The organism is Campylobacter concisus (assembly GCF_003048555.1).
GTDB classification, from domain to species: Bacteria; Campylobacterota; Campylobacteria; order Campylobacterales; family Campylobacteraceae; genus Campylobacter_A; species Campylobacter_A concisus_AO.
Window position 1 is genome coordinate 1 of record NZ_PIRR01000039.1, and the last position, 13,831, is coordinate 13,831.

The 13,831-nt window shown below is 38.0% G+C and carries 14 protein-coding genes, 1 tRNA gene and 2 pseudogenes; 9 read left to right on the forward strand and 8 right to left on the reverse strand.

Going from position 1 to position 13,831, the window contains the following annotated elements; translation table 11 throughout:
* The 3 genes and pseudogenes from CVS92_RS07275 to CVS92_RS07285 form a co-directional block, all read left to right on the forward strand.
* On the forward strand, positions 1 to 998 hold a 998-nt coding region (locus CVS92_RS07275; protein ID WP_199906418.1), incomplete at its 5' end, for a PepSY-associated TM helix domain-containing protein.
* Positions 979 to 3,093, forward strand: a pseudogene (locus CVS92_RS07280) (TonB-dependent siderophore receptor). The gene CVS92_RS07275 and the pseudogene CVS92_RS07280, both read left to right, overlap by 20 nt.
* Positions 3,094 to 3,181: 88 nt before the next feature.
* Positions 3,182 to 3,715, forward strand: a complete 534-nt coding sequence (locus CVS92_RS07285) for a chemotaxis protein (RefSeq protein ID WP_107789007.1) — start codon at positions 3,182 to 3,184, stop codon at positions 3,713 to 3,715.
* Positions 3,716 to 3,722: 7 nt separating this feature from the next.
* Here CVS92_RS07285 and CVS92_RS07290 read toward each other — a convergent pair whose 3' ends face one another.
* Both CVS92_RS07290 and CVS92_RS07295 read right to left on the reverse strand, forming a co-directional pair.
* On the reverse strand, positions 3,723 to 3,935 hold the full coding sequence (locus tag CVS92_RS07290) for a molybdopterin biosynthesis protein MoeB (protein ID WP_199906419.1): 213 nt from the start codon (positions 3,933 to 3,935) through the stop codon (positions 3,723 to 3,725).
* The gene (locus CVS92_RS07295) at positions 3,935 to 4,228 is read right to left on the reverse strand and encodes a hypothetical protein (RefSeq protein ID WP_159070355.1); all 294 of its coding nucleotides are present in this window, start codon (positions 4,226 to 4,228) and stop codon (positions 3,935 to 3,937) included. Before CVS92_RS07295 ends, CVS92_RS07290 begins: the two co-directional genes overlap by 1 nt.
* Between CVS92_RS07295 and CVS92_RS07300 the strand changes: the two genes are divergently transcribed.
* Positions 4,203 to 4,379 carry a hypothetical protein gene (locus tag CVS92_RS07300; RefSeq protein ID WP_234398713.1) on the forward strand — a complete coding sequence of 59 codons (177 nt, stop codon included), beginning with the start codon at positions 4,203 to 4,205 and terminating at the stop codon, positions 4,377 to 4,379. The two genes, CVS92_RS07295 and CVS92_RS07300, sit on opposite strands and share 26 nt — an antisense overlap.
* Before the next feature lie 177 nt (positions 4,380 to 4,556).
* On the opposite strand, the gene CVS92_RS07305 is transcribed toward CVS92_RS07300, so the two are convergent.
* The 4 genes and pseudogenes from CVS92_RS07305 to CVS92_RS07320 form a co-directional block, all read right to left on the reverse strand.
* A tRNA-Ser gene (locus tag CVS92_RS07305) sits at positions 4,557 to 4,644 on the reverse strand.
* A gap of 43 nt (positions 4,645 to 4,687) precedes the next feature.
* Positions 4,688 to 5,170: pseudogene (locus tag CVS92_RS07310) on the reverse strand (N-acetyltransferase family protein).
* Positions 5,171 to 5,172: 2 nt separating this feature from the next.
* Positions 5,173 to 5,976: a M48 family metallopeptidase gene (locus CVS92_RS07315; RefSeq protein ID WP_087577988.1), complete on the reverse strand. Its 804-nt coding sequence runs from the start codon at positions 5,974 to 5,976 to the stop codon at positions 5,173 to 5,175.
* A gap of 437 nt (positions 5,977 to 6,413) precedes the next feature.
* Positions 6,414 to 7,382: a putative transporter gene (locus CVS92_RS07320; RefSeq protein ID WP_107789010.1), complete on the reverse strand. Its 969-nt coding sequence runs from the start codon at positions 7,380 to 7,382 to the stop codon at positions 6,414 to 6,416.
* A 108-nt stretch (positions 7,383 to 7,490) separates the two neighbouring features.
* Here CVS92_RS07320 and CVS92_RS07325 point away from each other — a divergent pair, with 108 nt between their 5' ends.
* Positions 7,491 to 7,937, forward strand: coding sequence for a DUF411 domain-containing protein (locus CVS92_RS07325; RefSeq protein WP_087577987.1), 447 nt, complete (start codon positions 7,491 to 7,493; stop codon positions 7,935 to 7,937).
* Positions 7,938 to 7,981: 44 nt separating this feature from the next.
* Here CVS92_RS07325 and CVS92_RS07330 read toward each other — a convergent pair whose 3' ends face one another.
* Positions 7,982 to 9,295, reverse strand: coding sequence for a sodium-dependent transporter (locus CVS92_RS07330; protein ID WP_087577986.1), 1,314 nt, complete (start codon positions 9,293 to 9,295; stop codon positions 7,982 to 7,984).
* Positions 9,296 to 9,496: 201 nt separating this feature from the next.
* Between CVS92_RS07330 and CVS92_RS07335 the strand changes: the two genes are divergently transcribed.
* The 3 genes from CVS92_RS07335 to CVS92_RS07345 all read left to right on the forward strand — a co-directional run bounded on the left by CVS92_RS07335 (position 9,497) and on the right by CVS92_RS07345 (position 12,464).
* Entirely contained in the window at positions 9,497 to 10,807 is a 1,311-nt protein-coding gene (locus tag CVS92_RS07335; RefSeq protein ID WP_223154647.1) for a hemolysin family protein, read from the forward strand.
* Between the two features lie 241 nt (positions 10,808 to 11,048).
* Positions 11,049 to 11,894, forward strand: a complete 846-nt coding sequence (locus tag CVS92_RS07340) for a fumarate hydratase (protein WP_107697862.1) — start codon at positions 11,049 to 11,051, stop codon at positions 11,892 to 11,894.
* Between the two features lie 9 nt (positions 11,895 to 11,903).
* Positions 11,904 to 12,464 carry a Fe-S-containing hydro-lyase gene (locus CVS92_RS07345; protein WP_021091960.1) on the forward strand — a complete coding sequence of 187 codons (561 nt, stop codon included), beginning with the start codon at positions 11,904 to 11,906 and terminating at the stop codon, positions 12,462 to 12,464.
* A gap of 32 nt (positions 12,465 to 12,496) precedes the next feature.
* Here CVS92_RS07345 and CVS92_RS07350 read toward each other — a convergent pair whose 3' ends face one another.
* Positions 12,497 to 12,970, reverse strand: a complete 474-nt coding sequence (locus CVS92_RS07350; RefSeq protein ID WP_084041562.1) for a cysteine permease — start codon at positions 12,968 to 12,970, stop codon at positions 12,497 to 12,499.
* 96 nt (positions 12,971 to 13,066) lie between these two features.
* On the opposite strand from CVS92_RS07350, the gene CVS92_RS07355 reads away from it, so the two are divergent.
* A complete protein-coding gene (locus tag CVS92_RS07355; RefSeq protein ID WP_107789011.1) occupies positions 13,067 to 13,441 on the forward strand; it encodes a RidA family protein in 375 nt (124 codons plus the stop codon).
* Positions 13,442 to 13,831 lie beyond the last annotated feature (390 nt).

Here is a 13,831-nt window from a genome sequence, read left to right on the forward strand (position 1 = left end):
GTGCTATTTTGGTTTATAAAAATGAAATAAATAATATTTTCATTCCAGAGCTTGTAAATGTGAATTTAAAAGCTCAAAGAATAAGCCTTGATAAGATAAAAGAGATCGTCGCTAAAGAGCTGAATGATTATGAAATGGTCGGCATCAATATCGATGCAAATCCTAAAAAATGCGACAAAATTTGGTTAATAGAGCATAATGACAGCCAAAAAGAGTGGAAATTTATCTATTTTGACGCTTTTAGCGGTAAGATAAAGAGCGAGCCACTCGCACATGATGAGGGATTTCTTGGAGTTTTAACCGAGCTTTATGAGTCACTATTTCTAGAAAAGAGCGGTCACGTTATCCTTGCTTTAACCGCCATTTTTACATTTTTTATCTGCATAAGCGGTTTTGTGATTTATAGAAAATTTTGGCTGACACTACTTAGGCTTCGTGTAAATAGGCTAAATATTTTTATGAGCGACATTCATAAAATAATAGGAATTTTTTCTACGCCTATTTTACTGCTCATTTGCATAAGTGGTTTTTGGTGGGAATTTCAGATGGCACGCATGCCAGAGTTTAAAAATGACTTCGTGATAGACGCAAAAATTTACAACAAAAGCTTGTCTCTTGATGAGCTAGTGGCGCGTAGCAAAAAGGACATAAAAGGCTTTGAGCCACACTTCATCTCACTGCCTTTTATGCAAGGAGCAAATATACGCCTTTTTGGCTATGTAAAAGATCAAAATTTCTTGCATAACGAATATTCAAGCATATTAACTTACGATAAAAATAGCGGCGAATTAGTAAGCATTTTGGACATAAAAAATGCAAATCTAAGCGAAGAAATTCTCTCAGCATTTAGAAAATCGCACTTTGGCAACTACAACCAAATCACAAAATTTATCTGGTTTCTGGTTGGTATTTCACCGCTTATTTTAAGTATCTCAGGGCTTTATTTGTGGATAAAAAGAAATTTTAAAAGGAGAAAAAATGAAAAAATTTTTAATTAGTTTGGTTGCATTAAATTTGATGCAACCTCAAATTTTTGCTAGCCAAAGCGATAAAATTTTAGAAGCAATTGATGTCGTAGAAAGCGAGCGAAGAGATGATGCAAATTACTTTGCAAAGGAGCTTGTAAAGAGCACAACAAGGCTAAATTTAACCTCTCGTCAAACGCCCCAGTCGCTAACTGTGCTAACAGAAGCTAGGCTAAAAGATCAAGGTATCAAGGACTATCAGGTGCTTCTTAGAAATGTCCCAGGCGTTACGCTAAACAAATGGGACGAGCGCGTATATCCGACGGCTCGTGGCTTTAAGATAGATTATTACTTGCTTGATTCGATGCCTAGCTTTGGTGGTTTTAGCCTTGGCGCAAATGATATGAGCTTGCTGCCTTATGAAAGAGTCGAGGTGGTAAAAGGAGCAAACGGCCTACTTGCAGGCGCCGGCAACCCAGCTGCAAGTTTAAATTTCATAAGAAAAAGAGCAGATGCAAAGGAACTTAAAGGAAATTTTGGTGTAAGTGCTGGCTCATACGATAGATACGGCGTAAATGGTGATGTGCAAACGCCTGTAAATGAGAGCGGGAGCGTTAGAGCAAGGCTATCTTTTATGCATGAGAAGTCGCACTCTTATATGGATTATTATAACCGCAAAAATAGCGCGATTTACGGCGTAGTCGATAGCGACATAGGTGACAATTCATGGCTTAGTCTTGGTGCATTTTATCAAGAGCTAAGACGCCATGGGGTTAGATGGGGTGGCATGCCAGCATTTTACTCAGATGGCTCTAGGACAAATTTTAGTAAAAATGAAATTTTCTCTCAGCCTTGGACTAGGTGGGATATAAAAACGCTTGATTTTTACGCTGATTTTAAGCACTACTTTGAAAATGAAGCGAGCTTAAATTTAAGCTACTCATTTAGGCGGGCGAACACCGACTCAAATCTACTCTACTACGGCGGAGCGGTAAATTTAGACGGCACTGGCAATATGAGTGGTCTTAGCGCCTATGCAAACAAAAGAGAGGAGAACATCCACAACGTCGATGCATAGGCAAATATCCCTTACGAGCTAGCAAATTTATCTCATGAGTTTGTCTTTGGTGCGATGTATAACAACTATAAAAAAAGTAGCGATAAGGTAAGTAGCTACTGGCTGCAAAGGACTACGCCAGCTGGCCTTGCTTATACAGCTAGGAGTAGGATCGATTTTAAAAACTTACATCTTGATGATCCAAAACTCCCTTATGAAGATCAAAACAATAAAGACAAAACGATACAAAAGGCATTTTACGCAGCAAATAAACTGTCAATCACTGATGAGCTTAAATTTTTGCTAGGTGCTAGGGTGAGCTACTACAAATACGAGATCGAGGGCGGCAAAGATAATAGAAATTTCACAAATGAGATCACGCCATACCTTGGCATCACTTATGACATCGGAGCAAATCACACTTTATATGCCAGTTACACGAGTATATTTAAACCTCAAAGTGTAAAGGACGCAAATGACAAGTATCTTGATCCGATCCAAGGCAAGGACTATGAAGTGGGCATTAAAGGCGAGTATTTTGATGGGGCACTTCAAGCAAGTCTTGGTGTTTTTAAGATCGTGCAAGACAAGCTTGGCATAGATACTGGCAAGATAAATCCAGCGACAAATGCCAAAATATATGAAGCTGGCAAAGGCGTGACAAGCAAGGGCGTCGAGCTAGATCTAAACGGCGAGATCACTAAAAACTTAAGCCTAAGCTTTGGTGCAACGCACTTTAACGCAAAAGATGCTAATGGCGAGAAATACGCCACTAACTCATCAAGAAGCACGGCAAATTTATTTGCAAAGTATGAGATCAGAGACTTTAGAGTAGGGGCTGGAGCTATGTATAAGAGTAAAATTTATACTGGCAAAGGCGCAGATGAAATCACACAAAAAGGCTATACTTTAGCTAATTTAATGCTTGGTTATAAATTTGCTAAAAACTTTGATGTACAGCTAAATATCGATAATCTCTTTAATAAAAAATACTACGAAGGTATCGGCAAAAACATGATGGTTTATGGCGATCCACGCACATTTAACCTAAGCTTTAACTACAATTTTTAATCTAATTAAATCACCAGCTAAATAAGCTGGTGATAAATTTCAACTCCTAAAGTGTATAATTAGAAAAATATATTTTAGGATGAGTGTCATGTTTAAAGTAGAGGTTATTTATAAATTCTGTCTTGTTTTAGTTCTTATTTTGGGGCTTTGTATGCTCGCATTTTCTGGTGTAAATTTTGCACTTGGTGAATATAATGAGTACTTACTAAATGCCCATAAAATTGCAGGTTTTTTAATATTGCTTGCCGCAACACTTCACGTTATAAATCGTAGAAAAAAGCTAGTAAAGCTAATGAATGAAACGATGGATGTGCTAACACGCAGTAAAAATCCAAGTATTTGCAATATGGACCGAATTATCGCCTCACTCGAGCCATATAGCATAACTGAGATTTCGCAAATGTTGGGCTTTGACGAGGCTATTTTTTGCGAAACTTTACGTAAAAACGGCGTCAAATTTAGCGGCGCGGATCAAACCCTGCGCCAAATGGCTTCCTTAAACGACGAAAAGATATTTTTCGTGCTAGTTCTTATAATCGAGGCGAAATTTGGTAAGAGGTTTTGTGGCGAGCTAAAGTATAAACGTGGCGGAAAACTTAAAGATAAAAAAATGGTCGCGTAGAGCTAGCTTAGCCTTTGTCAGCTTGTGCCATGCAGATGAAGCTATCTTTACTCCAGCGTCTAAATGCGCAGTCGTAGCAGCTCCGCTCACCTCCACAAGCTATCTCCTCTTCGTCGCTATCTAGCTTAAATTTAGTGCAGTTTTTGGCTATTTGATGAGCTTTTTCGTAGTTAAATTTGCCGTATTTAAACTCATTTTTCTCATTGAAATTTTGCATCATCAAAATTCCCGAAGCTCTTTTATGTTTAAATTTCTAAACTTGTCATTTTTGTCTTTCCACACAAGTAAAGTTGCCTTGTGATCCCAAAATATAGGCTTTAAAGCCCCATCTAAATTTATCATCTCATTTTTTGCCAACTCTTTAAAATTCTCATCCAAAACCGCCTCGATAAATGGAAGCTCTGTAAGCTTAGTAACGCTCAAATTTGACTCTTTTAGTTCAAATTTACCTCTGATTTTTCCGTCACCTCCGCTAAGCCTAAGCCCTATGCCCGCGAGTGCGCAGGAGCTCATACAAAAGACGCGCTGGGGGCTTGGTGGCGAGCTAAGCGAAACGGAGGAAGCGCGGCTGGCGGAGTATTTTAACAGCGGCAGATACAAACCGAAACAAGAATTTATACGCTGGGCGTTCGTAACTGTCGATAAGACAAATAGAATTTTATAGTTAAAATTTCTTCTAGAATGGAGCAAATTTGATGCTAGTTATATGCCTAACTATGACAAAAGTAAAAGATAATTGGCAAGATTTTAGTAAGTTTTAAAAAAGTAGTCTTTTGCTTAGTGCCAATGTTTTAAGCAATAAAAATAAAGGTCAGTAGACTTTAAGTTATAGATAGTTTTATGGCGGGTAGAGAGAGATTCGAACTCTCGGTGAGTTGCCCCACACACGCGTTCCAGGCGTGCTCCTTAAACCGCTCGGACATCTACCCAAGATGAAGGTGATTATATCTTTATTTGCTTAATGCTTGGCTTTTAGAGCTTTAGCCTCAAGATAACGACATCTTTATACTCGCCGTCCATCAGGCAAACGCCAGGCAGTTCACCCCATTTTTCAAAGCCAAATTTCAAAAACAGCCCAAGACTTGCTTTGTTTTTGCTAAAGATTAGTGCGATGATGTTTTTTAAATTTAGCTCTCTAGCTTCATTTAGGCTGTGGGCTAAAAGCTGTTTGCCGATGCCCCATTTAAGAGCCTTTTTAGCGACATAGATGCTTATCTCTACGCTTATATCTTAAGCGACTTTTGGATTAAAGTCACTTAGTGAGCAGTAGCCTAAAATTTCATCATTTTCTTTGTAGATAAAGATAGGGCGCGAGCTGCCGTGGGCGTTAAACCAAGGCTCTCGCTCCTTTGTGCTAACTGGCTGCATATCAGCAGTCGCACTTCTATCTAAAATGTAGTCATTGTAAATTTGTGTGATTGCTTCAAGGTCGCTTAAATTTGCTCGCTCGATCAAGCCTAGCCTCTTTTAGCAGCTTGATAGACCGGCTCAAGTTTTGCTGCGATCTCTTTTAGATCTTTTATCCTGCTCTCGTTTGATGGGTGTGTGCTTAAAATTTCAGGCACCTTTCCGCCACTCATCTTACTCATTTTTACCCAGACTTCGACCGCTTCTTTTGGATCGTATCCGGCTCTTGCCATTAACTCAGTGCCGATGTGATCAGCCTCGGTCTCATGCGAGCGAGAAAACGGCAGAGATATGGTGTATTCGCTAGCTAAATTTAGAGCATTGGCTCCAAGATCGCCAAGGCCAGTAGCTGTGGCTATTGCAAAGATGCCGATACTTTTCATCTGATCAGCACTTGCTTGCTCTCTGCTGTGCTCCCTAAGAGCGTGTGCGATCTCGTGTCCCATGACTGCAGCTAGCTGCGCATCTGTTAAATTTAGCCTTTTTATGATGCCACTATAAACGACTATCCTGCCCCCTGGCATACACCAAGCATTTAGCGTATCTTCATTAATGACATTTACTTGCCACTTCCATTTTAGAGCGTCATCCCTAAAAACGCCAGTTTGAGCGATGAGCCTTTTAGCGATATCTTGAACTCTTTTTGTAAGGATCGGATCAACATTTAGCTCGCCTTTGCTTCTAGCAGCTGTTAGCGTCTTTACGTATGCTTGGGCTGAGCTTTGCTCCATAGCTTCTGATGAGACTAACATAAATTGCTTACGATCAGCACCAACAACGCCTGCTTTTGTAACGCTTGAGCAGCCAGTGAAGAGCAAACTAGTTGCTAACAATGTAAGTAGAAATTTTTTCATTTTTATCCTTTTTGGACTAAAATTTTGCGTATTATAGCCTGAGTTAGATATGCATTGTTAAACGAGGGGGAAATTTAATTTTTGGAGCTAAAACGGCTTGTAAAATTTAAAATTTGTCAGAAATTTTCTAAAATAAAACGTATGCAGTGCGTCAGCACGATTGCATGCCACTACTAACGTGCGAGGGGTTTAGGGGATTTTAAAAGGGGGATAAGGGGACGGCTTCGTAATTCAAGTCCCCTTGTCTCCCTTTTAAATAAAAATAAATTTACGAATTTAATAAAGCTATTTTGCAAATTTTAAAATCTCATTCACTCGCAAGAATTGACTACTAAAATTTGACTTCGCTTATAGCTTAGCTCAAATTTTAGAGCCGAAATTACTCGCTCATGAAATTTTAAAATTTATTAGAGTTTATTTGGTATGTAAATTTACGCCTATGCCTTATAGTTTATATTTCTCTCAAATTCTCTCAAACGTTTATTTACTGATCTTAACTCTGTTATCGTCGTCCAGTTGTCAATAAAGACGCTAAAGCTCTCTCTTACTTGCGAAAAAGCGTTGCTGGCTTGGATCAAAATGCCAAGCGTGATGACTCCACTAAATAGGCCATTTCCCATGATGATATAAGGCACAATGACAAGAATTTGTGAAAAGGAGATAAGCCAAAGGTTAAAGTAGCCGTAGTGCAAAAATAGTTTGTAGTAATTTAACTTTACGCCTGTAAAAAGCTCTAACATGACGTTTGGCTGGCAAAATTTAGACTTATCATCTTCGCCGTAAACTAGCTCTTTTCTAAACGCTGCTTCTGCTTTTTGGTTGTTATACTCAAGGTGTGGTAGCTTAATGCCTACAAACCACGATACGATAAGGCCTCCAATGCTAATTACAAGTGCGATGTAGACTAGTGAACCTTCAATATCTTTTATGTAAGGCAAGCTCACGCTCTTACTTAGCTCCCAAAGTACAGGAATGAAAGCGATAAGCGTCATAATTGCCCTTAAAACCTGCACGCCAAGACTTTCCATTATCTTGGCAAAGCGATAAACATCCTCTTGAATACGCTGTGAGCTACCCTCGATATCGCTCTTACAGTTTTGCCAAAATTTTAGATATTTAAACGTCATCGCCTCTCTCCAGCGAAAAACCCAGTGGCTGGCAAAAAATGAGATCACAGTGTAAGTCACGACGTAAGGCATAGCGATTTTTATAAAGTTAAAAATTTCTCGCCAAAACTCACTTACATCATGATCTTTTGAGTTTTGCACGATGTCGTAGAAATTTTTATACCACTCGTTTATACGGACATTTAGGTGCGTTTGATAAACAAGAAGCAAGATGATAAATATCGCTCCGCCATAAGCCCAGAGTGCCCATTTTTTATCTTTAAAAAATGATGAAAACATAAAGTGCCTTTTGTAAATTTTGGCGAATTATAGCAAGCAATATTAAGCATTTATATAAAATTTAAATGTGAGCTATATCATTTTGCAAATTTTACGTAAAGGAAAATGATGAAAAAATTAGCATTTTTGGCCCTTGGCTTTTTTGCAACATTTGCGTTCGCGGCTGATATGAAGGTCTATAAAAGCCCAACTTGTGGATGTTGTACTAGCTGGGGTGAGGCGATGCAGAAGGCTGGATTTAGCGAAGAGGTCATAAAAGTAGATGATATAGCAAAAGTTAAGAAAGAATTTAACGTGCCGCTAGAGCTTTCAAGCTGCCATACAGCAATCATCGATGGATATATCATAGAAGGTCACGTTCCAGCTGATGAGGTAAAGCGCCTACTAGAGCTTAAGCCAAAAGATGTAGTTGGTATCGCAGTACCTGGTATGCCGATGGAGAGCCAAGGTATGGAGCAAGGCAGTAAAGCCGAGCAATACGATGTTATTTTATTTAAAAAAGATGGCTCACAAGAAATTTTTGCCACTTACATTGGCACAAAAAAACTAAGATAACTTCAAAAATTTTTAAATTTAGCTCATTTTTTGGCGAGCTAAATTTAAAAAGAAATTCCCTTACTTACGGCTATGATACAAAGTAAAAATGTTAGCGGAACGTAGATAAATTTGCCTACAAAATACCAGAAATTACCATAAGATTTATTTGCTCCAGAATTTATCTCGTCTAAAATTTCATCTTTTTTAATAATCCAGAACCAAGAAATAGCACCGATTACCGCACCGATTGGAATGATATAGATCGACACAAAGTCCATCCAAGGTCCCCAACTGCTAATAGGCTCCATAAATGCTCCTATGCCAAAGCAAACTGCACAAAGCAGTGCAAGCGTCCAAAATCTACTAAGAAATGGAAATTTATGCATGAGTGACTCGGCAACCACTTCAAACATATTTTGAAGCGATGTGATACCACCAAAGATAACAGCTGTAAATAAAATAATGGCAAAAATTTGTCCGCCGATCATATTTTGTAAAATTTTAGGAAGCGTTACGAAAAGTAGCTTTGGACCTTCTGCTGGATCCATAGCGTAGGCAAAGACCGCTGGGATCATAACAAGAGCCGCCACAAGAGCTGCGATAGTATCAAAAAAGGCCGTAGTTTTAGCACTTTCAACGATATCTTCATCTTTTGAAAGGTAAGCCCCATAAACTATCATGCCAGATCCTGTGATAGAGAGCGAGAAAAAGGCTTGACCCATCGCAGAAACCCATACCATTGGGTCTGCAAGCTTACTAAAGTCAGGAATAAAAAGGAATTTATACCCATCAAACGCATTTGGTAGCATTGCGACATTTATAGCCAAAATGCTAAATAATACGAAAAATAGCGGCATCATTATTTGATTTGTTTTTTCGATACTTTTTGCTCCAAAAAATAGTGTAAGAAGCGTGCCAACAACGATGATAAAATGATAAGGCAAGACTGAGTAATCTTGAAGTGCAAATGAGTTAAACCAAACGTTCGTATCAACGCTCATAAATGAGCCAGTAAGCGCTTGAGTAAGGGCTTTTAGTACGTAGGCGATGATGACTGCGTAGCCGATGGCTATACAAAGTGAGCCAGCAAGCGGAAGCCAGCCAATAATACTACCAAATACGCCTAAATTTCTACTTTGCCAAGCATATTTATATGATCCAAGCGTACCAGTTTTTGCACGTCTGCCAATCGCATACTCCGCACTTAGACCAACGTATGAAAAAAGAGCTATAAAAAAAACATAGATGAGTAAAAATGCTGCACCACCATTTGTGCCAAGTTTGTAAGGAAAGCCCCAGACATTTGCCATGCCAACTGCTGATCCAACACAGGCCAATATAAATGCCCAGCGCGATGAAAAATTCTTTTTGCTCATTGTAAAATCCATAAATTTAGTGATGAAAATAATGTTATCAAAATATGATTTAAGAAGTTTTTATAAATCTTAAATTTAAGAAATGTTGTTACTTTTGGGTGTAGATAATTTGACCACTAAATATAAATTCGCTATAATCAGGCAAAAATTTTTAACTCTTAAGGATCATAATTGAACCCCAGTAGCGATAATTCGCTTTTAATGGTAATACTTGCCATTGTATTCATTTTGCTAAATGCCTTTTTTGTTTTATCAGAATTTTCTCTTGTTAAAGTTCGTAAGTCTAGACTTGAAGAACTTATAAAGGAGAAAAAGCCAAATGCTCAGCTTGCTTTTGAGATGTCAAACAAGCTTGATACCTATCTTAGTGCCACTCAGCTTGGCATCACACTAAGCTCACTTGCTCTTGGTTGGATCGGTGAGCCAGCGGTTGCAAGACTTATAGAAGCTCCACTTAAAAATTTCTTCAACTTTAGTGATATCTTAGTTCATACGGTTGGTTTTGCGATTGCATTTACGCTTATTACGTTACTTCATGTTGTAATGGGCGAGCTTGTGCCAAAGTCAGTTGCTATCGCAAAGGCTGAGACTTCAGTGTTAAAAATCGCTCGTCCACTTCACTTTTTCTGGGTACTATTTTCGCCTGTAATTAAGCTTTTTGATATTTTAGCAACCATTGGACTTAAAATTTTAGGCATCCAGCCAGCTAAAGAAAATGAACTAGCTCACTCTGAAGAAGAGATAAAAATCATCGTTGGCGAGAGCTTAAAGGGTGGCGTGCTTGATAGTTTTGAGACTGAGATCATTAAAAATGCAGTTGATTTTAGTGACACAGTCGCAAAAGAGATCATGACACCAAGGCGCGATATGATCTGCATAAATAAACAAAAGAGTTTTGAGGAGAATTTACAAGTTGTATTTGAGTCAAAATATACTCGCTTTCCTTATATAGACGGCTCAAAAGATATTATTTTGGGCATGATACACATTAGAGATATTTTGCAGCTCCACTTTAGCAAAGACAAAGAGAAGAGCTTTGACTCAATTGTTCGTAAATTTGTCATCGTGCCTGAGAGCCTTTCTATTTCAAAAGTGCTTGTAATGATGAATAAAGAGCAAATTTCAGCTGCACTCGTAGTTGATGAGTATGGCGGCACAGCCGGACTTCTTACGATGGAAGATATAATGGAAGAGGTGCTTGGTGATTTTAATGACGAGCACGATGAAGTCGATCAACACTACAAAAAGATAAATGACAATATTTATGAATTTCAAGGCAGATACGATCTAGAGAGTGTTGAAGAGGTTCTTGGTATAAGCTTTGATGAAGAGACAGATCAAGTAACGATCGGTGGATATGTCTTCAACTTAATCGGTCGCTTGCCAGTTGTGGGTGATAAGATCGAGGATGAAAACTGCTACTACGAAGTAAGAAAGATGGATGGAGCTAGCATATCACGAGTCAAAGTTAGAAAAAAGATAAAAAATGAAGAGGAGAGCATTCAATCTTAAATTTATATATTTATGGCTTAAATAAGCCATGTTATGTAAATTTCTATCAATATTGTGATGCTCTAGACCCAATTTCACCATCGCTTATTTCATTAAATTTTTGTTTTATACAAGTCTCCTAGTTGTAGTCAAGCAAATAAACTCATATAAATTTTCCGAGTAGATATCCAGCAGTAAAATTTAATCTTAAATTTTAAATATAGTTAATATAATTAAAAATTGTTTTTTACGAGGAGTAAAGATGAGAATAATAAATACAAAAGATATAAGAGAAGTCGTTGCTAAGCTTTGCAAACAGGCCTGTTATGTCGTGACGCCAGATTTAAAAGCTGCTTTTACAAAGGCTCAAAGTAGCGAAAGCTCGTCACTAGGCAAAGACATTTTGGGCAAAATTTTACAAAATGCTAAGCTTGCGGAAGAGGGCGTTGCACCTATCTGCCAAGACACCGGTATGACGGTTGTTTTTGTGCAGATTGGCCAAGATGTGCATATTGAGGGTGGATATATTGAAGATGCGATAAATGAGGGTATTGCGGAAGGCTACATTGAAGGCTATCTAAGAAAGTCAGTCGTTGCTGAACCACTTTTTGAAAGAAAAAATACCACAAACAACACTCCAGCTGTCATTCACACTAGGATCGTGCCAGGAGATAAGCTAAAGATAAAAGTAGCTCCAAAAGGTTTTGGTAGTGAGAATAAATCAGTTTTAAAAATGCTTGTGCCAGCTGATGGTATAGAAGGTGTAAAAAAAGTCTTTTTAGAGGCTGTAAAATACGCCGGACCAAATGCCTGTCCTCCACTAACAATAGGCGTTGGCATAGGCGGTACGATGGATAAGGCAGCACTTTTGGCAAAAGAAGCGGCAGTTCGTTCAGTCGATAGTAAAAATTCTGATCCAAGATATGCCAAATTAGAAGACGAGCTACTAGAGCTTGCTTGTAAAACTGGCGTTGGTCCTCAAGGGCTTGGTGGTGATACTACCGCCGTAAAAGTAAATGTCGAGTGGTATCCAACTCACATAGCAGGTCTTCCTGTTGCTATAAATATCAACTGCCACGCTGCACGCCACGCAGATGCCGAGCTTTAAGGAGAGAAAATGTCAGAAGTAAAAAGAATAAAAGCACCATTTGATAAAGAGGTGGTAAAAAGCCTAAAAGCAGGCGACAATGTCCTAATATCAGGCACTATCATAGCGGCTCGTGACGCTGCACATAAGGCACTTACTGAAACATTGGCACGCGGCGAAAAACTACCAGTTGAACTAAAGGGTGAGACTATCTACTATGTTGGACCAACTCCAGCCAAACCAAATCAAGCTATTGGAGCAGCAGGCCCAACAACAAGTGGTAGAATGGATAAATACACCCCAACTATGATAAATGAAGTTGGTATAAATGGTATGATCGGTAAAGGCTACAGGAGTGACGCAGTAGTTGAGGCTATGAAAAAATCATGCTGTGTTTATATGGTTGCTATCGGTGGTATCGGAGCGCTCATTAGCCAAAGTATCAAAAAATATGAAGTGCTAGCTTATCCAGAACTAGGACCAGAGGCAGTTGCAAGGCTTACAGTTGAGGATTTCCCAGCAATAGTTGCCATTGACTGTGAGGGCAATAACTTCTACGAAGTTGGCCAAGCACCTTACAAAAAGATCTAAATTTATCCCGCTAGCAAGCTAGCTAGCGGACTTTAGTAATATCCAAGACACATCGTTTCAGTTAATTTTATGCGTTTTTCAAATGGAGCAGGTGAGAAAAATTTACACTTTTCAATGTAAATTCTATAAGAATAGCTAAGATTAAAATCATCATAAAATTTCTTCAAGTCTATAAATTTGATGCCGCAAATCTCATAAAATTTAAAGAGCTCGTAGATCTTAGAGCCATTTTTTGCTACAAGATGAGAAGGAGCAAGCGAGGTAAAAGAGCAAAATACACCTGTTGGAATAAGGCCATTTAAAGGTGTGCAAGTTTTTATAATGTTTTGAAATTTGACTGGAATGCTATTTTTTCTAAGAAAAACTATTCTTGAGTTTTCAAATTTAGCACTTATGACGTTTTTCCAAAAAAGATAAGCATTTGATGAGATGCCGGCATTTTTAGCTAACTCAGCACCGAGCACATAATCATCTAAAAACTCATTTGGTGCGAGTATATTTTGCATCTTCATCCTTTTGAAATTTTGCCCATTATAGCTTTTGGAGACTAAAAATTTAGAAAATTTATAGTAGGATTTTAAAAAATTTCAAAAGGAGAAAATATGAAAAAACAAACCTCAACAAAAAATGCTCCACAAGCGATTGGGCCATATTCTCAAGCTATTAGCGCAAATGGATTTTTGTTTATCTCAGGTCAGCTTGGTGTCACACCAGCGGGTGAGTTTGCAGGTAGTAGCGTAGAGGCCCAAGCTGAGCAATCACTTGAAAATTTAAAAAATATCTTGACTGAAGTAGGACTTACTTTTGATAATGCTGTAAAGACTACAATATTTCTAGCAGATATGGCGGATTTTGTTAAAGTAAATACTGTGTATGCTAAATTTTTTAAAGAGCCTTATCCTGCTAGAAGTACAGTAGCTGTTAAGACCTTGCCAAAAGACGCACTTGTGGAAATAGAGCTTATCGCGGCTTATTAATAGAGATTGTGTAAAAGTTCATATAATTTAATGTTTAATATGATGGAGAGCAAAAACTCTCCAAATTTATATTTCAAAAACTAAACCCTTAAACCCACTAATAAAAATACATACTTTAAAATTTTAAAGTAACAAACAAATTTTTCTCAAATTCCCTAATTATTTCAACTATCTTTAAGTATTACTCGTATATAATTCCAGCTCACGAAACGAGAAACCACCTTTAACTTCACTGGTTAATAAAGCCTTTTCTTTTTATCGTTGTTCTTTTAACTTACAATTGTTAAACTATTAGTCAATCTTTGAAATCTAAACAAGTGATCGATTGAGCCAGTCTATTATTTTATAATTTATAATAGATTAGACAAACCAATAAATAAAACTAAAAGT

Coding starts and splice junctions, on each gene's coding strand:
- CVS92_RS07325 (WP_087577987.1), top strand. CDS start 7,491: ATGAAAAAATTAGCATTTTTGGCCCTTGGCTTTTTTGCAACATTTGCG.
- CVS92_RS07340 (WP_107697862.1), top strand. CDS start 11,049: ATGAGAATAATAAATACAAAAGATATAAGAGAAGTCGTTGCTAAGCTT.
- CVS92_RS07300 (WP_234398713.1), top strand. CDS start 4,203: ATGCCCGCGAGTGCGCAGGAGCTCATACAAAAGACGCGCTGGGGGCTT.
- CVS92_RS07355 (WP_107789011.1), top strand. CDS start 13,067: ATGAAAAAACAAACCTCAACAAAAAATGCTCCACAAGCGATTGGGCCA.
- CVS92_RS07345 (WP_021091960.1), top strand. CDS start 11,904: ATGTCAGAAGTAAAAAGAATAAAAGCACCATTTGATAAAGAGGTGGTA.
- CVS92_RS07290 (WP_199906419.1), bottom strand. CDS start 3,935: ATGATGCAAAATTTCAATGAGAAAAATGAGTTTAAATACGGCAAATTT.
- CVS92_RS07350 (WP_084041562.1), bottom strand. CDS start 12,970: ATGCAAAATATACTCGCACCAAATGAGTTTTTAGATGATTATGTGCTC.
- CVS92_RS07320 (WP_107789010.1), bottom strand. CDS start 7,382: ATGTTTTCATCATTTTTTAAAGATAAAAAATGGGCACTCTGGGCTTAT.
- CVS92_RS07335 (WP_223154647.1), top strand. CDS start 9,497: ATGGTAATACTTGCCATTGTATTCATTTTGCTAAATGCCTTTTTTGTT.
- CVS92_RS07295 (WP_159070355.1), bottom strand. CDS start 4,228: ATGAGCTCCTGCGCACTCGCGGGCATAGGGCTTAGGCTTAGCGGAGGT.
- CVS92_RS07285 (WP_107789007.1), top strand. CDS start 3,182: ATGTTTAAAGTAGAGGTTATTTATAAATTCTGTCTTGTTTTAGTTCTT.
- CVS92_RS07315 (WP_087577988.1), bottom strand. CDS start 5,976: ATGAAAAAATTTCTACTTACATTGTTAGCAACTAGTTTGCTCTTCACT.
- CVS92_RS07330 (WP_087577986.1), bottom strand. CDS start 9,295: ATGAGCAAAAAGAATTTTTCATCGCGCTGGGCATTTATATTGGCCTGT.